This window comes from Streptococcus sp. 11273D007BT, assembly GCF_053547195.1.
The window spans coordinates 51964-72975 of sequence record NZ_JBPWPE010000001.1 but is presented as its reverse complement, the minus strand read 5'-3'; the positions used below and the strand labels follow the sequence as shown (position 1 = coordinate 72975).

General features: G+C 37.5%; 22 protein-coding genes and 1 pseudogene. 17 read left to right on the top strand and 6 right to left on the bottom strand.

Annotated features, from left to right (window positions below):
* The first annotated feature begins 38 nt into the window (after positions 1 to 38).
* Together ACEE75_RS00400 and ACEE75_RS00395 are read left to right on the top strand one after the other, a co-directional pair.
* On the top strand, positions 39 to 725 hold the full coding sequence (locus ACEE75_RS00400; protein ID WP_276761368.1) for a helix-turn-helix domain-containing protein: 687 nt from the start codon (positions 39 to 41) through the stop codon (positions 723 to 725).
* Between the two features lie 144 nt (positions 726 to 869).
* Positions 870 to 1739, top strand: a complete 870-nt coding sequence (locus tag ACEE75_RS00395) for a GRP family sugar transporter (RefSeq protein WP_276761365.1) — start codon at positions 870 to 872, stop codon at positions 1737 to 1739.
* A 16-nt stretch (positions 1740 to 1755) separates the two neighbouring features.
* Here the strand turns inward: ACEE75_RS00395 and recF are convergent, their stop codons facing one another.
* Positions 1756 to 2853: a DNA replication/repair protein RecF gene (recF, locus tag ACEE75_RS00390; RefSeq protein ID WP_276761362.1), complete on the bottom strand. Its 1098-nt coding sequence runs from the start codon at positions 2851 to 2853 to the stop codon at positions 1756 to 1758.
* 2 nt (positions 2854 to 2855) lie between these two features.
* Positions 2856 to 3248: a S4 domain-containing protein YaaA gene (gene yaaA, locus ACEE75_RS00385; protein WP_276761359.1), complete on the bottom strand. Its 393-nt coding sequence runs from the start codon at positions 3246 to 3248 to the stop codon at positions 2856 to 2858.
* A gap of 84 nt (positions 3249 to 3332) precedes the next feature.
* Between yaaA and yfmF the strand changes: the two genes are divergently transcribed.
* From yfmF to ACEE75_RS00340, 9 genes and pseudogenes are all read left to right on the top strand, one after another.
* Entirely contained in the window at positions 3333 to 4580 is a 1248-nt protein-coding gene (gene yfmF, locus ACEE75_RS00380) for an EF-P 5-aminopentanol modification-associated protein YfmF (RefSeq protein ID WP_276761356.1), read from the top strand.
* Positions 4580 to 5860, top strand: coding sequence for an EF-P 5-aminopentanol modification-associated protein YfmH (gene yfmH, locus ACEE75_RS00375; RefSeq protein ID WP_276761353.1), 1281 nt, complete (start codon positions 4580 to 4582; stop codon positions 5858 to 5860). The genes yfmF and yfmH overlap by 1 nt, the downstream gene beginning before the upstream one ends.
* A 73-nt stretch (positions 5861 to 5933) precedes the next feature.
* The gene (locus ACEE75_RS00370; protein ID WP_276761351.1) at positions 5934 to 6788 is read left to right on the top strand and encodes a helix-turn-helix domain-containing protein; all 855 of its coding nucleotides are present in this window, start codon (positions 5934 to 5936) and stop codon (positions 6786 to 6788) included.
* A 15-nt stretch (positions 6789 to 6803) separates the two neighbouring features.
* On the top strand, positions 6804 to 7346 hold the full coding sequence (pgsA, locus tag ACEE75_RS00365) for a CDP-diacylglycerol--glycerol-3-phosphate 3-phosphatidyltransferase (protein WP_276761349.1): 543 nt from the start codon (positions 6804 to 6806) through the stop codon (positions 7344 to 7346).
* 5 nt (positions 7347 to 7351) lie between these two features.
* Positions 7352 to 8191 (top strand): energy-coupling factor ABC transporter ATP-binding protein, encoded by an 840-nt coding sequence (locus tag ACEE75_RS00360; RefSeq protein WP_276761346.1) that lies wholly within the window; start codon positions 7352 to 7354, stop codon positions 8189 to 8191.
* Complete coding sequence (locus ACEE75_RS00355) at positions 8167 to 9009, top strand: energy-coupling factor transporter ATPase (protein ID WP_276761344.1); 843 nt, start codon at positions 8167 to 8169, stop codon at positions 9007 to 9009. The genes ACEE75_RS00360 and ACEE75_RS00355 overlap by 25 nt, the downstream gene beginning before the upstream one ends.
* Positions 9002 to 9799: an energy-coupling factor transporter transmembrane component T family protein gene (locus ACEE75_RS00350; RefSeq protein WP_276761342.1), complete on the top strand. Its 798-nt coding sequence runs from the start codon at positions 9002 to 9004 to the stop codon at positions 9797 to 9799. Before ACEE75_RS00355 ends, ACEE75_RS00350 begins: the two co-directional genes overlap by 8 nt.
* Positions 9800 to 9930: 131 nt before the next feature.
* Positions 9931 to 10476, top strand: coding sequence for an aggregation-promoting factor (gene apf, locus ACEE75_RS00345; protein ID WP_276761340.1), 546 nt, complete (start codon positions 9931 to 9933; stop codon positions 10474 to 10476).
* A gap of 628 nt (positions 10477 to 11104) precedes the next feature.
* A pseudogene (locus tag ACEE75_RS00340) lies at positions 11105 to 11377 on the top strand (transglycosylase SLT domain-containing protein); the annotation flags it as partial.
* A gap of 15 nt (positions 11378 to 11392) precedes the next feature.
* Here ACEE75_RS00340 and ACEE75_RS00335 read toward each other — a convergent pair.
* The 3 genes from ACEE75_RS00335 to sdaAB all read right to left on the bottom strand — a co-directional run bounded on the left by ACEE75_RS00335 (position 11393) and on the right by sdaAB (position 13736).
* A complete protein-coding gene (locus tag ACEE75_RS00335) occupies positions 11393 to 12022 on the bottom strand; it encodes an HAD-IA family hydrolase (protein ID WP_276761337.1) in 630 nt (209 codons plus the stop codon).
* A gap of 158 nt (positions 12023 to 12180) precedes the next feature.
* A complete protein-coding gene (gene sdaAA / locus ACEE75_RS00330; RefSeq protein WP_276761334.1) occupies positions 12181 to 13053 on the bottom strand; it encodes an L-serine ammonia-lyase, iron-sulfur-dependent, subunit alpha in 873 nt (290 codons plus the stop codon).
* Between the two features lie 11 nt (positions 13054 to 13064).
* On the bottom strand, positions 13065 to 13736 hold the full coding sequence (sdaAB, locus tag ACEE75_RS00325) for an L-serine ammonia-lyase, iron-sulfur-dependent subunit beta (protein WP_276761433.1): 672 nt from the start codon (positions 13734 to 13736) through the stop codon (positions 13065 to 13067).
* Positions 13737 to 14027: 291 nt separating this feature from the next.
* Between sdaAB and mnmA the strand changes: the two genes are divergently transcribed.
* Positions 14028 to 15149, top strand: coding sequence for a tRNA 2-thiouridine(34) synthase MnmA (gene mnmA, locus ACEE75_RS00320; RefSeq protein ID WP_449164885.1), 1122 nt, complete (start codon positions 14028 to 14030; stop codon positions 15147 to 15149).
* A gap of 42 nt (positions 15150 to 15191) precedes the next feature.
* Here mnmA and ACEE75_RS00315 read toward each other — a convergent pair whose 3' ends face one another.
* Positions 15192 to 15581 (bottom strand): nuclear transport factor 2 family protein, encoded by a 390-nt coding sequence (locus ACEE75_RS00315; protein WP_002941856.1) that lies wholly within the window; start codon positions 15579 to 15581, stop codon positions 15192 to 15194.
* A 125-nt stretch (positions 15582 to 15706) separates the two neighbouring features.
* On the opposite strand from ACEE75_RS00315, the gene ACEE75_RS00310 reads away from it, so the two are divergent.
* The 5 genes from ACEE75_RS00310 (at position 15707) to ACEE75_RS00290 (ending at position 21010) form a co-directional block, all read left to right on the top strand.
* The gene (locus tag ACEE75_RS00310) at positions 15707 to 16033 is read left to right on the top strand and encodes a winged helix-turn-helix transcriptional regulator (protein ID WP_002938209.1); all 327 of its coding nucleotides are present in this window, start codon (positions 15707 to 15709) and stop codon (positions 16031 to 16033) included.
* A gap of 141 nt (positions 16034 to 16174) precedes the next feature.
* A complete protein-coding gene (locus ACEE75_RS00305; protein WP_447575491.1) occupies positions 16175 to 16627 on the top strand; it encodes an NUDIX hydrolase in 453 nt (150 codons plus the stop codon).
* 16 nt (positions 16628 to 16643) lie between these two features.
* Positions 16644 to 17066, top strand: a complete 423-nt coding sequence (locus ACEE75_RS00300) for an NUDIX hydrolase (protein ID WP_447575492.1) — start codon at positions 16644 to 16646, stop codon at positions 17064 to 17066.
* On the top strand, positions 17063 to 18961 hold the full coding sequence (mnmG, locus tag ACEE75_RS00295; RefSeq protein WP_447575493.1) for a tRNA uridine-5-carboxymethylaminomethyl(34) synthesis enzyme MnmG: 1899 nt from the start codon (positions 17063 to 17065) through the stop codon (positions 18959 to 18961). Before ACEE75_RS00300 ends, mnmG begins: the two co-directional genes overlap by 4 nt.
* A 78-nt stretch (positions 18962 to 19039) precedes the next feature.
* Positions 19040 to 21010: a DHH family phosphoesterase gene (locus tag ACEE75_RS00290; protein ID WP_447575494.1), complete on the top strand. Its 1971-nt coding sequence runs from the start codon at positions 19040 to 19042 to the stop codon at positions 21008 to 21010.
* The last annotated feature ends 2 nt before the right edge of the window (positions 21011 to 21012 follow it).

The following is a 21012-nucleotide window of genomic DNA, read 5'->3' as shown; positions in this document are numbered from 1 at the left end:
AAGTTGCGTTTTCGGAACTCAATTGATAAAATAGAGATATGACAAATTATGGACAAGAATTTAAAGTTCTTAGAGAACTAAAAGGTTATTCGTTAACACAGGTGGCTAAGGGTGCTGATTTATCAAAATCTACACTTTCGCGTTTTGAAAATGGGGAAACTCAATTAGCTATTGACAAGTTTATTGCTGCTTTAGCAGCTATGGATTTGAGTTTGACTGATTTTGAGCAACGTTCAGTGGGGAAAGGTACTATTTTATTGTTTGATGCTAGTAAGAGCTCAGATGAAGATAGAAAAGATGAGGAGTCAGTTAATCAGGATTTGTTGGACCTGCAAACAGCATATGAGAAGAAAGATTTGATGCAGCTTCTTACTTTACATGAATGTTTTTCTGAAAGTGACGCTGATGAGAGGATTTTAAAAATACTAGCAAAATTATTCCTCTCTAAACTCAGCTTACACCTTTTATTGGCTGATGATGACCAAGCTTTTCTAGTCACTTATTTTTCTCAACATAAGGTGGATGGCGCTTTATTGTCAACTTTTTTTGAGCTTCTTGATGAAGTTTTACTGCTTGAAATTCTTGAAAGCCTCAATTATTCGGAGTTATCAGATCAACTGGGAATAGCCAAGTGGGTGGTCAAAGCTTTAAATGGATTTTTGGCTCAAGGTGATCTTTCAAATGCTGAAAAATTTGGAGTCATTTTAGAAGATTTATTGGATTAAGAGATAAAAAAGAGATGATTTGTTTAAATGGGCAAGTTGGACAATTCATCTCTTTATTTTTGAGTAGTCATTTGATGAGACTTGCCAAAAAAATTAAAATAAGATAAACTATTACAGCTACTAATAATGAAGGGAGAAAAATAGATGGAGGGGATTTTATACGCCCTAATACCGATGTTAGCTTGGGGAAGTATTGGTTTTGCAAGTAATAAAATTGGGGGAACAGCTAACCAGCAGACATTTGGGATGACACTAGGAGCTTTAATTTTTGCTAGTATCGTGTTTGTTGTTGTCCGTCCGACAATAGACTGGACACTACTTTTATTTGGGATGTTGGGAGGAATGCTGTGGTCTTTGGGACAAAATGGACAATTTCATGCAATGAAATACATAGGCGTGTCTGTTGCTAACCCATTATCAAGTGGAGCTCAATTATTATTTGGAAGCCTCATTGGCGTTTTTATTTTTGGGGAGTGGACCCGTCCGATACAATTTGTTTTAGGTTTTATTGCGCTAGCTTTTTTACTATCAGGTATTTATTTTTCGAGTAAACGCGATGAGGAAATTAGTCAAACAGAAGGTCAGTTGACAGAGTTTTCAAAAGGCATCAGGGCTCTGACTTATTCAACGATTGGCTACCTTTCTTATGCTATTTTATTTAACAATATTATGAAATTTGATGCCTTATCAGTTGTTTTTCCAATGTCAATTGGGATGGTCCTTGGTGCAATGTTGTTGATGCGTTTTCAAATTAGTTTTGCACCAGTTGTTTTAAAAAATTCTTTTGTAGGAATTCTGTGGGGAATTGGGAATATTTTTATGTTACTTGCAGCAAAAACAGCAGGATTAGCAATTGCTTTTAGTTTTTCACAGTTAGGAATGATTATTTCAATCATAGGTGGTATTTTATTTTTAGGTGAGACAAAAACAAAAAAAGAAGTCAAATGGACGATTATAGGTATCCTTTGCTTTGTTGTCGGAGCTGTCTTACTGGGTGTTGTCAAAGCACAATAAAAAAAAGCTTGAGGTTTCAAGCTTTTTTTTCTGTCAATTTCCCTTTTGTTACTGTAAAGATTTTTAAGTTACTTGGTAAATGGTGTAAATGTTCTAAACTTGTTGTTGTGACAAAGGTTTGAACGTTTTTTTGGATGTTTTCAAGAAGTTTTAATTGACGAGTGTTGTCAAGCTCACTCATAACATCGTCAAGTAAAAGAATGGGCGACTCTCCTGTTCCTTCTTTTATAATATCAATTTCAGCCATTTTGAGTGATAAAATAAGGCTACGATGTTGACCTTGACTACAGAAACTGGCATTGATGTCATTAATAAAAAAATCGATATCATCTCGATGAGGTCCGATTGAGGTATTTTTTTTGAAAATATCTCGTTGATGTTGTTTCTGCAAAGCTTGTAAGAATAAATTTTCTAGCTGATCAGTGTCTGAGAATGTAAAAGAGGGGAGGTAATTTATTTTTAGATTCTCAGTTTGGCTTGATAAGGAGTATTGATGTTCTCGAGCATAATGCTGAATAGTCGTGATAAACTCTAGTCGGTGTTTCATGACACGGCTTCCATAGTAGGATAATTGTTGATCAAGTACTGCAAGAAAGTCCTTGTCAACGTTGTCAACTGATTTTAAATAACTATTTCTTTGTTTGAGAACATGGTTATATTGGGCTAAATCTGATAGATATAGTGGTTTGATTTGTCCTAAATCAATATCCATAAATTTTCTTCTTAAGGCAGGCGAACCTTTTATTAGTTGCAGATCTTCAGGAGCAAAAAGAACAACCGTCATATTTCCGATGTAATCAGACAATTTACTTTGTTTTAAGTGGTTGACTTTAGTCACTCGCCCTTTTTGCGTTAGGGTAACTTCTAGCGGAATCTCCCCAGATTGCTTGGCTACGGTCCCAGAGACTGTCAGTTGTTTTTCTTGAAAGTGAATAAGCTCTTTATCTTGCCTTGTTCGATGGCTACGTGTTAAGGATAAAAAGTAAATGGCTTCAAGTATGTTGGTTTTTCCTTGGGCATTTTTTCCGAGAAAAATATTTAGGTCAGGTGAGAAGTCTGTTTGACAATGGTTATAGTTACGAAAGTTGTTTAGAGTGATTGATGAAATCCACATAATTATATTCCAGGAAAGCGTATAGGTTTTTTCTGTTGAGTTTGGGTTGGATTTTTTCGAGATGGTGTTGTTTTTTTCTTAATTGATTTCTTTTTATTTTCTTGATTGAGCTTTTTCACCAAGGCAGCGACGCGTGCTTTTTCATCCAATTCTTCTTGATGTTTAGCTTTTTCTTCAAGACTAGGTTCAATTAGGAGGATTTCAATCTCCAACTCAGGAATAGTAATACAATCGTTTAGGCGTAATTTTTTACCACGGCGTGTTTCTAAAGCCCCATTAAAATAAACATCATTTTCTGATAAGAAAGCCTTTATAGCCCCTCCACTTGGAATAATGCTAAGTTCTTTGAGAAGTGCTTGTAGAGTAATAAATTCATTGAATAATTTATATTGCATAACGATACCTCTTTCTAAATCTAAGTCATTATAGCATAAAAATGGTATAATGAAAGACAATAACTCTGGATAAAAGGAAGAAAAATGAAAATAGCAGAAGGTGTTTATTTACACTTTATAAAGAGTCATAAATTTAAGACAAATCATATAAAAGTCAGATTTACAGGGCAAAGAGATGAAGCGACTTTGGCACGTCGAGCTCTGGTTGCTCAAATGTTGGAGTCTGTCAATTCTATTTATAGTACACAGCAGGCTTTTAGACAAGAATTAGCTCGACTTTATGGGGCTAGTTTTTCGACTTCCATCTCTACTAGAGGTCTCAGCCATATGGTAGATATTAATATTAGCTTTGTCAGGGAATCTTTTTTGATGTCAGGAGATAGTATATTAGACAACGTTCTCTCGTTTCTTGAAGCAGCCTTATTTCATCCTTTGGTATCGGTTGCTCAATACAAACCTAAGCAATTTGATATTGAAAAACAAAACTTGATAAATAGTTTAGAGGCTGATTTAGAAGATCCTTATTATGCTTCAGATCTTGCCGTAAGGGCACTTTATTTTGGTGATACTGTTTTTAAGTATTCTAAATATGGAAACCCAGAATTGATAAAAAAAGAAGACAGTTATACTGTTTTTCAAGAATTTCAACGCATGTTACAACAAGACAGAATTGATATTTTTGTATTGGGTGAGGTGGAGGATTATCGTGTAATTCAAAAAGTGAATCATTTTCCTCTAGAAGATAGAAAAAGTAGGCCTCAATTTTCAGTCGAACATCAGTTTACTAATATCACACGAGAAAAAATAGAGCGTCGAGACACACATCAAACCATTCTCAATCTAGCCTATCATCTACCGGTAACATATGGATCCGATGATTATTTTGCTTTATTATTAGTAAACGGTCTTTTAGGAGGATATGCTCACTCTAAGTTATTTACTAATGTTAGAGAAAAAGCAGGCTTAGCTTATACAATCGCTAGTCAATATGATGTGTCAACGCAATATTTAAAAATTTATGCAGGAATAGACAGAGAAAACCGTCAACGGACATTACGCTTGATTAATCAACAATTAAGCTCTATTCGTTTAGGAAAATTTTCAAAGCGTGAGATTGAGCAAACTAAAAAGATGTTGGTTAACCAAGCGCGTATCACAGAAGATTATCAAGATAGTTTGATGGAACTTAGATATAATAAGGAAATTTATGGTGAGCAGGCTCTAGAGTTAGAAGAGTGGCTTCAAAAAATAAATACAGTTGGTAAGAAAGATATGATGAGAGTTGCACAGCAATTAAAATTACAAGCTCTTTATATTTTGGAGGGACAGTAATGACAAGGGGGTTAGAAACTTATACTTATCCAGAGTTAGAGGAAACTGTCTATCACAAACAGTTAAAAAATGGGTTATCTTTATATTTGATACCACGAAAAGACTACCATGAATCCTATGCGATGTTGACAAGTTTTAGTGGTTCTCTTGACACAAAGTTGACAGGAACAAAAGTCCCCTTTCCAGAAGGTGTTGCTCACTTTCTAGAGCATAAATTATTTGAAATGCCAGGAGGGCGTGATGTCTTACAGGATTTTACAAATCTTGGTGCCGATGTTAATGCTTTTACAACTTTTGATCGGACAAGCTATTATTTTTCGACCAGTCAAAACTTATTAGCTTGTTTAGATTTGCTCCAAGATTTTGTTCAGATCCCCTATTTTGATGAGGAGTCTATTGTTAGAGAGCAAGGTATTATCACGCAAGAGATTGAAATGTATCAAGATGATGTTGATTATCGTCTTTATTTAGGGATTTTAAAAAATCTTTATCCCCGCACAGCTTTATCCGAGGATATTGCAGGAAGTGTGGATAGCATTAAGGCTATCAATAAGGAGGTCTTGGAATCTTTTTATACCAAGTATTATCATCCCTCTAATTTAAGTTTAGTCGTGGTAGGAAATTTCGATGTCAAGGAAGTTTACAAATCTGTCAACGAAAAACAGGAGAGTCTGAAAATTAGAAAGAAGAAGGCGCCATCACGCCCAGAAATCGAGTACTATCCTGTTGTCTCATCTTCGTCATTTGACATGGATATTGTTCAAGCAAAATTAGCTGTAGGGTTTAGATGTCGTACAGTTATTGATTCTAATTATATGATCACTTACCGTTTGTCAATAAGGATTTTGTTTGCCTTGTTGTTTGGTATGACTTCTACACGCTATCAATCTCTTTATGAGGGAGGGAAAGTGGATCATTCCTTTGACTTTGAGGTAGAAATTGGAAAAGATTATCAGTTTGTTGTGGTGACGATGGATACGCAGGAACCTATTGTGATGTCTAATCGCATTCGACAAGCAGTACGTCAGTTTGCATCGGATCCAGATGTTAATCCAGAACATTTTGATATTGTAAGAAAAGAGATATATGGCGAATTTTTAAGAGACTTAAATTATACTGAAAATACAGTCAATCAATTTATGACGTATTTATCTCATCAGCAAAATTATTTTGACGTTCCAAATATTCTAGAAGAATTAGATTATCGGACGTTTATGAGTTATTGTCGAGCCTTTATTGATAATATAGATACATCAGATTTTGTTATTTTTCCTAAATAATAAGTCAGAAAAACTTGTAAAAATTTGTTATAATATTCTCTACATAAACGTATAGATAAAGAGGAAAAAGGTAGTGAAGCGTATAGGTGATGTTTTACGTGAAACACGAGTTAAACAAGGTTTAACACTTGAGGATATTTATAAAAAGACAAGAGTGCCTCAAGCTTATTTATTAGCGATGGAGCTAAATAATTTTGAAGCTCTCCCAAAAGATGAGGAAGAGCAAGCTTTAAGTCGTTATGCTGAGATATTAAATCTAGATTTTGATTACTTGATGCAGATTGAGCGAGAATATCAAGCAGAGCGTTCATCCTTAATGTTAGGCGATGAGACAGCTCTCACCTTGGCTGAAGCTACAAAACAGACAGAGCGACGTTTTAAGGAAAGAAGCAGTCGGACAGGAAGTAAGGACCAGAATCTGTCGTACTATCCTCTTATTATCTTAGGGACTATTGCATCGTTGATTTTGGTATTTGTTCTCTATATGATTTTGCAACAAGTGACGTCGATTGACTCATCTGAATCTAGTTCATCGTTTAGCAGTTCTCAAGTTGTGACTTCAGGGACTTCTTCGCAGCAGACTAGCTCGAGTACAGAGTCCCCGACTCCTACTTTGAGTGTTGAAGGAGGGGGAGAGACTCTAACAGTGACAGCGAAAAATATGTCCCAACCTATAACAATCGAGGTCAGTCTTGACGGTGCTTCAGAAGCATGGTTTAGCGTCACTAATGCAGATATTGATGAAGCTGGTATTATTTTAGGGGAGGGGTATCCTTCTCACACCGTAACGCTTCAAGACGGTGTTTCAAATGCTGTCATTAGTTTAGGATCTGCCGATGGTGTCTCTGTAAAAATTGGTGGCCAAGCTGTAGATTTATCCAGTTTGTCAGCAACTGATGCTAGTTACATTACCTTAAATATTGAATAAAAGAAAGTTATTAAGATGATAAAAAAAGAAAACATTCCTAACTTATTGACTCTTATTAGGATTATTATGATTCCTATTTTTTTGATAGTGAGTTCTTTACCTAATAGTTTATTTTGGCATGTCGTAGCAGCTGTTTTATTTGCTGTGGCCTCTTTAACAGACTATTTAGATGGTTATTTGGCACGGAAATGGAAGGTCGTGACCAATTTTGGAAAATTTGCAGATCCATTGGCGGATAAGATGTTGGTGATGAGCGCATTTATCATGTTGGTTGGTCTTGGTATGGCTCCAGCATGGGTTGCAGCTTTGATCATTTGTCGAGAATTGGCTGTTACAGGTTTGCGACTGTTGTTGGTTGAAACTGGTGGTGAGGTACTAGCGGCTGCTATGCCAGGTAAGATAAAAACTGCGACACAAATGCTGGCGGTGATTTTACTGTTTTGTCATTTTAACTTGCTTGGACAAATTATGCTCTATATTTCTTTATTTTTTACTCTTTATTCAGGTTATGATTACTTTAAAGGAGCAAGTTTCCTTTTCAAAGACACCTTTAAATAACGCTTATGAAAAGTATAGAAGTTGAAAACCTAAAATTTAAATATGATAGCCATCAAGACCACTATACACTAGATGGTGTAACATTTTCAGTTGAAAAAGGAGAATGGTTGTCAATTATTGGCCACAACGGGAGTGGCAAGTCCACAACGGTTCGATTAATTGATGGTCTGCTCCCTGCTGAATCAGGGGTCATCAAGATCATGGGACAAGAATTGACGGAAAATAATGTTTGGGATTTACGTCGTAGAATTGGTATGGTTTTTCAAAATCCAGACAATCAATTTGTAGGGGCTACTGTTGAGGATGACATTGCATTTGGATTGGAAAATCAAGGTGTGGCTTATGAGGAGATGCGCCAGCGTGTCAATCAAGCTTTGGAATTGGTTGGAATGACAGAGTTTAGAACACGAGAACCAGCACGCCTATCTGGTGGACAAAAACAACGTGTTGCTATAGCAGGAGTTGTTGCTATGCAACCAGATATTATTATCTTAGACGAAGCAACCAGTATGTTAGATCCTAAGGGCCGCTTAGAATTGATTGAGACTATTAAGTCTATTCATCAATCGTCAGGTGTAACCGTTATTTCTATTACGCATGATTTAGATGAGGTGGCTCTTAGCGATCGAGTTTTGGTGATGAAAAAAGGTCAAGTAGCTTTTTCTAGCACGCCTAGGGAGCTTTTTTCAAAAGGCGAAGAGTTGTTAGATTTAGGGTTAGACCTTCCCTTTACGGTAAAATTGAGTTTAGCGCTTGAACAACAGTTTTCTGGGTTTAAACCAGAGGCTTATCAAACAGAAGAAGAATTGGAACAGAGTTTATGGGAATTTATCTCCAAAATGTGAGTTATACTTACCAGCAGGGTACCCCATTTGAAGGTCCTGCTCTTTTTGATATTAACCTTGCAATTAAGGATGGGAGTTTTACTGCTTTTATCGGCCATACTGGAAGTGGAAAATCAACCATTATGCAACTTCTAAACGGCCTACTTATCCCAACAAAGGGATCTGTGATAGTCAATGAACGTACTATTACACCGACTTCTAAAAATAAGGCCATCAAATCATTGAGAAAGGAAGTTGGTCTTGTTTTTCAATTTCCTGAGAGTCAAGTTTTTGAAGAAACAGTTTTAAAAGATGTGGCGTTTGGTCCACAAAATTTTGGGGTATCAAAAGAACAAGCAGAGCAGATAGCGCGTGAAAAATTGAACTTGGTAGGTATTCCAGAATCCTTGTTTGATAAAAATCCATTTGATTTATCAGGTGGACAAATGAGACGTGTTGCGATTGCAGGTATTCTAGCCATGGAACCTAGTGTCTTGGTTTTGGATGAGCCAACTGCAGGTTTAGATCCAAGTGGACGTTTGGAGTTGATGTCTTTATTTAAAGAGTTACATCAATCAGGGATGACCTTGGTCTTGGTAACACATTTAATGGATGATGTTGCAGACTATGCTGATGAAGTATATGTTTTAGAGAAGGGACGTGTCATTTTATCAGGTTCTCCTCAGCAAGTTTTTCAAGATGTGACGTTATTAGAAGAAAAACAACTTGGTGTCCCTAAAATCACTAAATTTGCTCAAAAATTGGCGCTTAAGGGGTGTCAATTTGAGCGTTTACCAATTACGTTAGAAGAGTTTATTAAGGAGGTGGGACATGGATAAATTGATCTTAGGACGTTATATTCCAGGCCAGTCTTTTATTCATCGTCTAGACCCTAGGACTAAACTTCTAGCCATGTTTATTTTTATTGGTATAATATTTTGGGCTAATAATATCATCACAAATGTTATTATGCTTGTTTTTACTTTATTTGTTGTTTTACTTTCTCAAATTCCTTTTCGCTTCTTTATTGGCGGTTTAAAGCCCATGATAGGCTTGATTTTGTTTACGACTATCTTTCAGATGTTATTTACTCAAGGTGGAGCTGTTATTTGGTCCTTTGCTTTTCTTAGAATTACAGATTATAGTCTAAGTCAGGCTGGCTTGATTTTTATGCGGTTTGTTTTGATTATTTTCTTTTCAACCTTATTAACCTTAACAACCATGCCATTGAGCTTAGCTGATGCAGTAGAATCTCTTTTAAAGCCATTAGAGCGGTTTAAAGTGCCAGTACATGAAATAGGCTTGATGTTGTCATTGAGTTTACGCTTTGTGCCGACTCTTATGGATGATACGACAAGAATTATGAATGCTCAGCGGGCAAGAGGGGTTGATTTTGGTGAAGGTAACTTGATAGAGAGGGTAAAGTCTGTTATTCCTATTTTAATCCCTTTATTTGCTTCGTCTTTTAAAAGAGCTGATGCTTTAGCAACAGCAATGGAAGCACGAGGTTATCAAGGTGGAGATGGTCGTAGTAAGTTTCGTCAACTGAAGTGGCAAGGGAAAGACAGTATAAGCTTAATGATTTTGATTGGTTTGGGAATTCTTTTGTTCTTTCTTAAATCACCTTAAAACCGTCTTGTTTAAAGACGGTTTTTTATCTGTCTTCAATACAGTTGTAACATTTTTAACTAAAGCACAAAACTAAAGTAATAAAGAAAGGATATCATATAGAACATCAAGAAAAAATAAAGGAGTCTATTATGACTATCAAATCAGTACTAAATCAAAAGAAAAATTCTATCAAACTAGGAGTAGCTACTTTGGCAACAGCAGCTGGAATTTTTGCACCAGCCTTGGTTAATGCAGATAGCTATACAGTGCAATCAGGTGATACACTATCTTCTATTGCAGCCACTCATCAAACGAGTGTGGATAGTTTGGTTTCTTTAAACCAGTTGACTGATGCTAATATCTTATCTGTTGGGCAAGTTTTGGAGTTATCATCTACTGCTAGCACAGCAACAACTAATAGTAGCTCCACTTCTAGTACAACGGAAGTTGTAACAACAAGCAGTTTGAGTGCAGCTGATGCGGAAGCAAAAGAGTGGATTGCACAAAAAGAATCTAGTGGCAGTTATACAGCGCAAAATGGTCAGTATTATGGTCGTTACCAATTAACCATCTCATATTTGAATGGTGATTTGTCACCTGAAAATCAAGAAAAAGTAGCAGATAATTATGTTACTTCTCGTTATGGTTCATGGTCAGCAGCTAAGTCATTCTGGCTAGCTAATGGTTGGTATTAATAGTATAAATTCATCAGTTTTTTCTGATGAATTTTTTTATCTATTATGAAAACGTTTTTTTGTAAAAACTAAATTTTTTTGTAACATTTTTAACACAAGATCAAAATGCAGGTAACATTTAAAAGCTATGATGGATAACGGAAAAGAAAAAGGTAGGATAAAAAATATGCGTCGTAAAGAATTACATTTGGCTAAAGTAAAAAGAATGAAACTACTAGCTATTATAGCTAGTCTATTACTTACTTGTTTAGTGGCAGTTTTAACAGTTCTTGGACAAGAAAAAGTTTCTTCTAAGTCAGAAAAAAATTTATCAGTAACTTCCACTAGTAGTTTAAATAAAAAATTATTGGTTGAAAGTGCAAGTTCTCAGAAAGAGAGTACTTCTGTACCTGTATCTGTACCTGTATCTGTATCGGAATCAGAGGTAGATATGGCTGATGTCACAATGTCAGATGATACTAATACTTTGGTGACCTCTACAGAAGCAACGCAGAGCGCATCAGTTACTCAGGCTACAGATACTGCTCCAGTCTATGTAGAGCAGGTGGCTTATTCCAATAGTGCAGAACAGTCCGTTACTCCACAAACGACAGTTGCTTATAGTCAAGCCTCAGCTCCAGTCCAGCAAACAGGTTATGTGCTTAGTAATGGAAATACAGCGGGTACAGTTGGCAGTCAGGCAGCAGCACAGATGGCAGCAGCAACAGGCGTTCCACAATCAACTTGGGAATATATTATTGCGCGTGAATCAAATGGTAATGCAACTGCATCAAATGCGTCGGGTGCTTCTGGTCTCTTTCAGACTATGCCAGGATGGGGCTCGACAGCTACTGTGCAAGATCAAGTTAACGCAGCTCTAAATGCTTATAATGCTCAAGGTTTATCTGCCTGGGGTATGTAAAAAAGCCTTTGAAACTTATATAGTTTCAAGGGCTTTTTTGATATCAGAAGGTTGTTTAATGACAGCATTTGCTTGTGCTAAATCTTTAGATTGTCCAAATCCCCAAGTTACGGCAATGGTCTTGATGCCTATTGTTTTTCCACCAATAATGTCAAATTTGGTATCGCCAATAATACAAGTTTCATGCAATGTCAGATGATAATCATTTATAACCCGTTTGATAACATCAGCTTTGATAAAAGCGGTTGGTGTAGAGCCATAGATAGCTGTAAAGTATTTGTCAAGTTTAAAATGTTTCATCATAAGAGTGGCCATTTCTTGATTTTTACTTGTTGTGATAAAAAGTTGATAGCCAGACGTCACTAACTCTTCCAAAGCCTGCACGATTCCCTCATAGACAGTAGCCTCATAAACACCTGTTTCTTGATAATAGCGTCTATAGGTTTGAATGGCAAGTTTAATAAACTCAGGGTTTGGATTAATTGTTTTAAAAGTGGTTTCAAGAGGAGGTCCTATGAAACTCTGAATGGTTTGATCATTTGGTACAGGCAGTCCAAGCTCCTTAAAGGTTTTGATAAAACAGTGTCGAATGCCTGGACTACTGTCTAACAGAGTGCCATCAAGGTCAAATAGTATTGTTTTCATTGTTTCCTCCTGTAAAGACAGTGTAAAGGTGATTGTCAAGGTGTAAACTTTTGTGCATGAGATTAAACCTTAATAAAAAGTATTTCTATTAGATGGTTTATAAAAAATAGGGATGTTAAACGCAGTTTGATTTAGTCTATTTCATCAAGTCAACGGAATTATTTTCCAAAAATTTCTTTGGCATAACGTTTTCCAGTAGGTGTAGCGGCGAGACCTCCTTCAGCTGTTTCACGAAAAGCAGTAGGGAGGCTAGAGCCAACATGATACATCGCATCAATTACCTCGTCAACTGGTATTTTTGATTCAATTCCAGCTAAAGCCATGTCAGCAGCGACAAATGCAAAGGAACTACCTAAAGCATTACGCTTGACACAAGGGACTTCGACAAGCCCAGCAACAGGATCACAAATCAATCCTAAAAGGTTTTTTATCACAAAAGCTACAGCTTGACTTGCTTGGTAAGCAGACCCACCAGCTGTTAAGACAAGGGCAGCAGCACTCATGGCAGCGGCAGACCCAACCTCAGCTTGACAGCCACCTTCTGCACCAGAGATAGAGGCGTTGTTGGCAATGACAAGACCAAAAGCACCTGCTGAGAATAGAAAATCAAGCTGTTCTTTTTGGTTAAGTTGGAGTTTTTGGGTAGCCGTTGATAGGACTGCTGGTAGGCAACCAGCACTACCTGCTGTAGGTGTTGCGCATACCAGTCCCATTTTGGCATTTAATTCATTAACGGCCATGGCATTTCGAACAGTCATCAATATTGTGGTATCGGATAAGGTAGGTCCTTGTTGGATGTAACGATCCATCTTTAGAGCATCTCCTCCAGTGAGCCCACTGATAGACTGACGATTATCTAGCCCTTTTTGAACAGAGTCAAGCATGACATCAAGGTTTTTAGACATTAAAGAAATAATTTCTTCTTTGTGGCGACCAGAGAGTTCCATTTCAGTGGCAATCATTAAGTCAGCAACACTACCATTATGGTAATCATCTGCTTGTTGGACCAATTCTTTTATGGAATAAAACATAGCAATCCTTTCTAATCAAAGTAAGTGACATTATGTAAATGAGGGATATTTTGGATATCTAACATCGCTTTTTCACAATCTCTAGAATCCACTTCAATAATCATAATGGCTTTCTCGCCAGCTTTTTCACGTGTCACGTTCATTTGGGCAATATTGATGTGTTGTGAGGATAGGATGTCGGTGACTTTAGCAATCATTCCAGGAATATCTTGATGGACAATAATCAAGGTTGGTGTATTCATCTTTAAAGAAACAGAAAAACCATTAAGTTCAGTGACTTGAATATTCCCTCCACCGATAGAAACTCCAGTAATACTCATGCTCTTATTTTCCTTTTTGACCGTAATTTTAGCTGTATTGGGGTGGGGAGTATTACTTTCTTTGTTGAGTTTCCAATAGACTTTAATGCCTTTTTGATGAGCAATCTCAAGGCTTTTAGGAATCCTAGGGTCATCTGTTTCCATTCCTAGAATCCCTGCAACTAAAGCCAAGTCAGTCCCGTGTCCTCTATAAGTTTTGGCAAAGGAATGATAGAGTTCAAACTCAACTTCCTCTGGAATATCGTGAAAAATTGAGGCGACGACTCTTCCTATGCGCACTGCTCCTGCTGTATGACTTGATGATGGTCCAATCATGATAGGGCCAATAATATCAAAAACGGATTGAAATTTTAGTGCTTTCATCATTTTATCTCCTTTTTTAACGCAGTTTTATTATAACAAATTATTGAAGAGAATAAAAAATGGCATCGTTTAACGCTTGCATTCCAGATACATCGTGATATAATGTTTAGGCGCAAGTTTTGCGTTTCAAAATCGACCTTCAAATCGAATTTTGATGACTTAGATCATACTGCTAAGTTAACATTGAACCTGAGCGAAAAGGTCAAGCTTAACATTTTAGAGACGGAAAATCCTAAATGTTTTTGGTATTGATTTTAAGCTGAGGTATCTTATATTGATGGGAGAAGAATAATGAGTGATCACTCTAAAACACGTGTTGTTGTTGGTATGAGTGGAGGTGTTGACTCATCTGTTACGGCTCTTCTTTTAAAAGAGCAAGGTTATGATGTTGTTGGTGTTTTCATGAAAAACTGGGATGACACAGATGAATTTGGGGTCTGTACAGCCACAGAAGATTATAAAGATGTGGCAGCTGTGGCAGACCAAATTGGTATTCCTTACTACTCTGTCAACTTTGAAAAAGAGTATTGGGATCGTGTATTTGAGTATTTTCTGGCAGAGTATCGGGCGGGGCGCACGCCAAATCCTGATGTCATGTGTAATAAGGAAATCAAATTCAAGGCTTTCTTGGATTATGCTATGAATTTAGGAGCAGACTATGTTGCGACTGGTCATTACGCTCAGGTGTCACGTGATGAAGATGGTATCGTTCATATGCTACGTGGAGCAGATAATGGTAAGGATCAGACCTATTTCCTTAGCCAATTATCACAAGAACAATTGCAGAAAACTATGTTCCCTTTGGGACATTTGCAAAAATCTGAAGTTCGTGAGATTGCTGAGAAGGCTGGTTTAGCAACAGCTAAAAAGAAAGATTCAACAGGAATCTGTTTTATTGGTGAAAAAAACTTTAAAGAGTTCCTCAGTCAGTATCTACCTGCTCAAAAAGGTCGTATGATGACGGTTGATGGTCGTGACATGGGAGAACATGCAGGCTTGATGTATTACACCATTGGACAACGTGGCGGGCTTGGTATCGGTGGACAAATCGGTGGGGACAATACTCCGTGGTTTGTTGTCGGAAAAGACCTATCCCAAAATATTCTCTATGTCGGCCAAGGTTTCTATCATGAATCTCTTATGTCAACGTCTTTACAAGCAAGTCAAGTTCACTTTACACGTCAGATGCCAGAAGAGTTCACTTTGGAATGTACAGCTAAGTTTCGTTATCGTCAACCAGATAGTCAAGTGACTGTCAAGGTGAAAGGGGACAAGGCAGAGGTCATCTTTGCAGAGCCGCAACGGGCGATCACACCAGGACAAGCTGTTGTTTTCTATGATGGACAAGAATGCTTGGGCGGAGGTATGATCGACATGGCCTATAAGGATGGAGAGGCTTGTCAGTATATTTAATCAAAAATAAAAGCTTAGCACCCTCATGCTAAGCTTTTTATCTTATCCCCAGAAAGCATCTTCAGCTTTTTGGTCGGCTGAGAAGAGCCAAACTTCCTTGATTTTGCCATCTTCCATACGGAAAAGATCGATGCCATTCATGTTTAGTTCTTCACCATCTGTTCGAGTACCGAGGAATGTTACGTTAGCGGCAACAAGAGTATCATTATCTGACACCCAGTTTGTCACTACTTTGAAAGTTCCATTTGTTTTTTCGGCGAAAGTTGCTAGATGTGCTCCGAGTACTTCTTTACCAATTTTAGCACCAGATGTTGAATGATTTCCTGGTTGATGCCAGATAATGTCATCTGCCATAGTTTCAAAAAGAGCTGCAAAATCACCAGCGATGAGAGCATTGTTATAGGCATTAAAAATTTCCAAGTTTGTTGACATTTGATGTCCTCCAATTTTTTTGATATAGTACAATTATAGTGGAAGTAGTCAATTATGCAAGTAGGTACTTTTGCATTTGTTGGTATCAAAAGTGATACTATTGTGATAAATAAAGGAGAATTTTTTTGAAAAAAGTTAGTGAATATGGCATTTGCCCTTTTGCAACAACACAAAAAGTCTTGACTGGTAAGTGGGGATTGGTGATTATCTACCAACTCAGTACAGGAACGAAACGCTTCAATGAATTACAGCGACTGATTCCAGGTATTACTCAAACCATGTTAACAAGGCACCTTAGACAATTGGAGGAGGACCGCATTATTAGTCGCACGGTCTATGCAGAAGTCCCCCCTCGTGTAGAGTATAGCTTGACTGAAATGGGCGAAAAATTTCGGTCGGTACTGGATGCTGTTGAGGCTTGGGGCTTAGAATATATTGAAACGTTAACGTAACACCAGATTTGAAATTCTACAAATCTTTTGATAGAATAAGAGTAACAATTATCATGATGGTCAAAGCTCATGGGAATTGTAGGCTTTTTTGTCCTGCAGTTTTCGAGAGTTTTGGCTATTTTTTGCTATTGAGGAGAGAAGATGGACTTTCGGACAGTGATAGGCAATCAGTTATTTGGTGTTCGTGCGACGGGATTGTTAGTAAAAGATGAAAAACTATTTCTTGTAAGGGCACCTGAGGGGAACTACTATACCTTGGGTGGTGCTATTCAACTTGGCGAAACAACCAAAGAGGCTGTGCAACGGGAAATGCGAGAAGAACTTGGAGTTGATGTGGAGGTTGGACCGCTGGCTTTCATCGTTGAAAATCAGTTTAGTTTGCAGGAGAAATCCTATCATCAGATTGAATTTCTCTACCTTGTTACCCCACTGTCTGAGCCAGTTACCTATCTGGAAGAAGGAGATTCTATTCGTCAGTGTGAGTGGATTGCCTTTACAGACTTGAAAAATCTTGACCTCAATCCTGCTTTTCTCAAGACGGAGCTAGCTGGCTGGAAGGGACAGTTGCAGCATTTTGTCAATAAGGATAACTAGAAAAAAGTGAGGAACCATGCCTGTCAAACTGATTGCCCATGTTTTACTGACTGTTGCAGATAGTCACCTAATTATTCAGCGTTCACAAATCAAGCGTGGTAAGCCCAACGTTTTTCCTCAGTATTGGGATATTCCGGGTGGTCGTGTCGAGGAGAATGAATTGCCTCGTGATGCTGCTGTTCGAGAATGCTATGAAGAAACTGGTATTTCGATAGTCAGAGAAAATCTGACCATTATCCATGAGGATAGTCAGTTTGATGAAGAAAAACAGACGGTATTTACGAGGCTGGTCTATGAAGTGAAGCTTCTTGAACAGCCCAAAACCATTTTTCTTGACCCAGAAGAGCATACAGATTTTCTATGGTTAGCCCCTAGCGATAAAAATAAGAAAAACTTAGTTCCATATCTTGCTGAAATATTAGAAAAGAGGAAAATATGACATATACATTTACTGAAGATTATGATGTTATTGTAATCGGTGCAGGACATGCAGGCGTTGAAGCTAGCTTGGCTGCTAGTCGAATGGGGTGTAAGACTCTATTAGCAACGATTAATATTGATATGTTGGCGTTTATGCCTTGTAATCCTTCGATTGGAGGATCAGCTAAAGGGATTGTTGTTCGTGAAATCGATGCCTTGGGTGGAGAGATGGGCAAAAATATCGATAAAACTTACATTCAAATGAAAATGTTAAATACTGGCAAAGGTCCAGCAGTTCGTGCGCTTCGTGCCCAAGCTGATAAGGCACTTTATGCTCTTAGTATGAAACGTACAGTTGAAAATCAAGAGAACCTAACTCTTCGTCAAACGATGGTAGATGAAATTTTAGTGGAAGATGGTAAAGCTATTGGGATTAGAACAGCAACGAACCAATATTTTTCAGCTAAAGCAGTTGTTGTAACGACAGGAACCGCTCTTCGAGGAGAAATTATTTTAGGAGACTTGAAATATGCTTCAGGTCCTAATAACAGTTTAGCGTCTGTGACATTAGCTGATAATCTTCGTGACTTAGGCTTTGAAATTGGGCGTTTCAAAACAGGGACACCTCCGAGGATTAAAGCTAGCTCGATTGATTACAGTGTTACAGAAATTCAACCAGGAGATGAAACACCGAATCATTTTTCATTTTTATCAAAAGATGAAGATTATGTCACAGACCAAGTGCCTTGCTGGTTGACTTACACTAATCAAAATAGTCATGATATTATCAATAATAATTTGCACCGTGCTCCCATGTTTTCAGGAATCGTAAAAGGGGTTGGCCCACGTTACTGTCCATCTATTGAGGACAAGATTGTTCGATTTGCAGATAAGGAACGACACCAACTCTTTTTAGAGCCAGAAGGACGGGATACTGAAGAAATTTATGTCCAAGGACTCTCCACGAGTTTACCAGAAGACGTACAAAAGGAGTTGCTCCACTCTATTAAAGGATTGGAAAAAGCTGAAATGATGCGTACCGGATATGCAATAGAATATGATATCATTCTACCTCATCAGTTGCGTGCAACTTTAGAGACTAAGCTAGTGTCTGGTCTTTTTACAGCAGGACAAACAAATGGCACATCAGGTTATGAAGAAGCAGCAGGTCAAGGCTTGATTGCTGGGATTAATGCAGCCCTGAAAGTTCAAGGCAAACCAGAGTTAATTTTAAAACGTAGTGATGCTTATATTGGTGTGATGATTGATGATTTGGTGACAAAAGGGACACTGGAGCCTTACCGCCTCTTAACTAGTCGAGCAGAGTATCGCTTGATTCTTCGCCATGATAATGCAGATATGCGCCTTACCCCTATTGGTCGTCAGGTTGGTCTGGTTGATGATCAGCGTTGGACACACTTTGAAATTAAGAAGAACCAATTTGATAATGAGCTTAATCGCCTAGAATCTATAAAATTAAAACCTATCGCAGCAACTAATAAAAAAGTGGAAGAAATGGGCTTTAAACCCTTAGCTGATGCTGTGACAGCTAAAGAATTTATGCGACGTCCAGAAGTGAAATACCAAGATGTGGTTTCTTTTGTTGGCCCTGCAGCTGAGGATCTAGATGCAAAGCTCATTGAACTGATTGAAACAGAAATTAAATATGAGGGCTATATCAATAAGGCCTTAGATCAGGTTGAAAAGATGAAGCGTATGGAAGAAAAGCGTATTCCAAGCAATATTGATTGGGATGCAATTGACTCGATTGCAACAGAAGCACGTCAGAAGTTTAAGAAAATCAATCCTGAGACCATTGGTCAAGCCAGTCGAATTTCTGGGGTCAATCCAGCAGATATTTCTATCTTGATGGTTTATTTAGAAGGGAATAATAAAGCGCGTCGGAAGAATTGATGGATCTCACTTAACATGCAATTGTAATCTATTTTAAGGCAATTTTATGTTATAATTGCTAGTTAAGAGGTAGGATAAATGAAAAAGATTCGTTTTGACACCATTCAATTGATCATGATTGGTATGATTTTGTTTGGTATCGTAGCAATTTTTAGCTTGATAATATCTTCAAAGATAGGTCTTCTTTTTGTTGTTTTTTTAGCCCTAGCAACATTAATTTATTTGCTTTACTATCAAAAAACAACATATGAGTGGAATGAAATAGAGCAAATAGAACGCCTTAATGATGAGACAGAGGTTAGTTTAAAAAACTTATTAGATACCATGCCTGTGGGCGTCATTAAATTCCATCCAGAGACTTATGCAGTGGAGTGGTTTAATCCCTATGCTCAGCTCATATTTTCTAATGACGACGGTAAATTTAATAGTCAAAGCATTAGTCGCTTGATTAAAAGTAAACGTGCCCATGCCAGTAATCAGCGCATTAGAGTTGGAAAAAATTACTATCTGACGAATTTAGATGAGTCATCTGGTTTATTTTATTTTTTTGATAGCACTGTTGATGCTAAGGTTAGCACTCAGTTAAGGTTTGCAAGACCAGTTATTGGGATTATTTCTATAGATAATTACGATGACTTGACTGAAGAATTATCAGATGCGGAAGTCTCTCAAATCAATAGTTTCATTGCCAATTTTATTTCAAGCTTTTCTAAATCAAAGGATATTTTTTATAGACGGGTTAATATGGACCGATTCTATTTTTTCACGTCTTATGGTGTCTTAGATGATTTAATTAATGGAAAATTTGCCTTAATAGAGCAATTTAGAAATGCTTCTCAAGAGCAAAATCTTCCTTTAACCCTGAGTATAGGGGTTTCTTATGGCGATCATCAACACGATACGATTGGCAGAGTAGCTTTGGAAAATCTCAATATGGCCCTAGTTAGAGGCGGGGATCAAGCTGTTGTCAAAGAAGTTGGAGAGCACAAAGAGTTACTTTACTTTGGTGGTGGTACTGTGTCAACGGTTAAACGCTCTCGAACTCGAACTCGAGCGATGATGACTGCAATTTCTGATCGTATCAGATCTGTGGATTCTGTTTTTATTGTTGGTCATAGAAATTTAGATATGGATGCTTTAGGATCTGCTGTGGGGATGGATTTTTTTGCTTCTAATATCATTGACAAAGTTTACACTGTTTATAATCCAAACGAATTAACTTCAGATATTAGGAAAGCCTTAGGACGTTTGATGGCCGATGCCAAAAGTCATCTTATAACAGTGGAAGATGCCATGAGTAAGGTAACCAAAGAATCTTTACTCATTATGGTTGATCATTCTAAAATTCAATTAACACTCTCAGAGGAATTTTACAGGAAATTCACGCAAGTTATTGTGGTGGATCACCATAGACGCGATAAAGACTTTCCAAGTCAGGCCGTATTGACGTTTATAGAAAGTGGTGCTAGTAGTGCCAGTGAGTTAGTGACGGAGTTAATCCAATTTCAAAATGCACCTACCAACAAGCTTAGTAAGGTACAGGCTAGTGTTTTGATGGCAGGAATTATGCTTGACACGAAGAACTTTACGACACGTGTCACTAGTCGCACCTTTGATGTCGCCAGTTATCTGAGGGCTAATGGCAGTGATAGTGTGGAAATTCAAAATATCTCGGCTGTTGACTTTGAAGAATACCGTTCAATTAATGAATTAATTTTACAAGGGGAGCGTATCGTACCCAATATTATTGTTGCGAGTGGTCCTGATGATAAAGTTTACACTAATGTCATTGCTAGTAAAGCAGCAGACACGATGCTAGAGATGTCAGGAATAGAGGCTAGCTTTGTCCTGACTCGTAATAATAAAGGGCAAGTCGCTATTTCAGCTCGAAGTCGAAGTAAAATCAATGTCCAACGGATTATGGAAGATCTTGGTGGTGGCGGTCACTTTAATTTAGCTGCCTGTCAGATTGACGGCGAGACGATTGAGCAAGTTCGAGAGATATTAGTAACAAAGATAAAATCAGATTATCAATATAAGGAGTCATAAAA

Excerpts from the sequence above, each read along its gene's own strand:
- ACEE75_RS00305 (WP_447575491.1), top strand. The coding sequence starts at position 16,175 with ATGGACTTTCGGACAGTGATAGGCAATCAGTTATTTGGTGTTCGTGCG.
- pgsA (WP_276761349.1), top strand. The coding sequence starts at position 6,804 with ATGATAAAAAAAGAAAACATTCCTAACTTATTGACTCTTATTAGGATT.
- yfmF (WP_276761356.1), top strand. The coding sequence starts at position 3,333 with ATGAAAATAGCAGAAGGTGTTTATTTACACTTTATAAAGAGTCATAAA.
- ACEE75_RS00300 (WP_447575492.1), top strand. The coding sequence starts at position 16,644 with ATGCCTGTCAAACTGATTGCCCATGTTTTACTGACTGTTGCAGATAGT.
- apf (WP_276761340.1), top strand. The coding sequence starts at position 9,931 with ATGACTATCAAATCAGTACTAAATCAAAAGAAAAATTCTATCAAACTA.
- ACEE75_RS00395 (WP_276761365.1), top strand. The coding sequence starts at position 870 with ATGGAGGGGATTTTATACGCCCTAATACCGATGTTAGCTTGGGGAAGT.
- ACEE75_RS00350 (WP_276761342.1), top strand. The coding sequence starts at position 9,002 with ATGGATAAATTGATCTTAGGACGTTATATTCCAGGCCAGTCTTTTATT.
- mnmG (WP_447575493.1), top strand. The coding sequence starts at position 17,063 with ATGACATATACATTTACTGAAGATTATGATGTTATTGTAATCGGTGCA.
- ACEE75_RS00400 (WP_276761368.1), top strand. The coding sequence starts at position 39 with ATGACAAATTATGGACAAGAATTTAAAGTTCTTAGAGAACTAAAAGGT.
- mnmA (WP_449164885.1), top strand. The coding sequence starts at position 14,028 with ATGAGTGATCACTCTAAAACACGTGTTGTTGTTGGTATGAGTGGAGGT.
- ACEE75_RS00355 (WP_276761344.1), top strand. The coding sequence starts at position 8,167 with ATGGGAATTTATCTCCAAAATGTGAGTTATACTTACCAGCAGGGTACC.
- sdaAA (WP_276761334.1), bottom strand. The coding sequence starts at position 13,053 with ATGTTTTATTCCATAAAAGAATTGGTCCAACAAGCAGATGATTACCAT.
- yfmH (WP_276761353.1), top strand. The coding sequence starts at position 4,580 with ATGACAAGGGGGTTAGAAACTTATACTTATCCAGAGTTAGAGGAAACT.
- ACEE75_RS00335 (WP_276761337.1), bottom strand. The coding sequence starts at position 12,022 with ATGAAAACAATACTATTTGACCTTGATGGCACTCTGTTAGACAGTAGT.
- ACEE75_RS00315 (WP_002941856.1), bottom strand. The coding sequence starts at position 15,581 with ATGTCAACAAACTTGGAAATTTTTAATGCCTATAACAATGCTCTCATC.
- recF (WP_276761362.1), bottom strand. The coding sequence starts at position 2,853 with ATGTGGATTTCATCAATCACTCTAAACAACTTTCGTAACTATAACCAT.
- sdaAB (WP_276761433.1), bottom strand. The coding sequence starts at position 13,736 with ATGAAAGCACTAAAATTTCAATCCGTTTTTGATATTATTGGCCCTATC.
- yaaA (WP_276761359.1), bottom strand. The coding sequence starts at position 3,248 with ATGCAATATAAATTATTCAATGAATTTATTACTCTACAAGCACTTCTC.
- ACEE75_RS00290 (WP_447575494.1), top strand. The coding sequence starts at position 19,040 with ATGAAAAAGATTCGTTTTGACACCATTCAATTGATCATGATTGGTATG.
- ACEE75_RS00360 (WP_276761346.1), top strand. The coding sequence starts at position 7,352 with ATGAAAAGTATAGAAGTTGAAAACCTAAAATTTAAATATGATAGCCAT.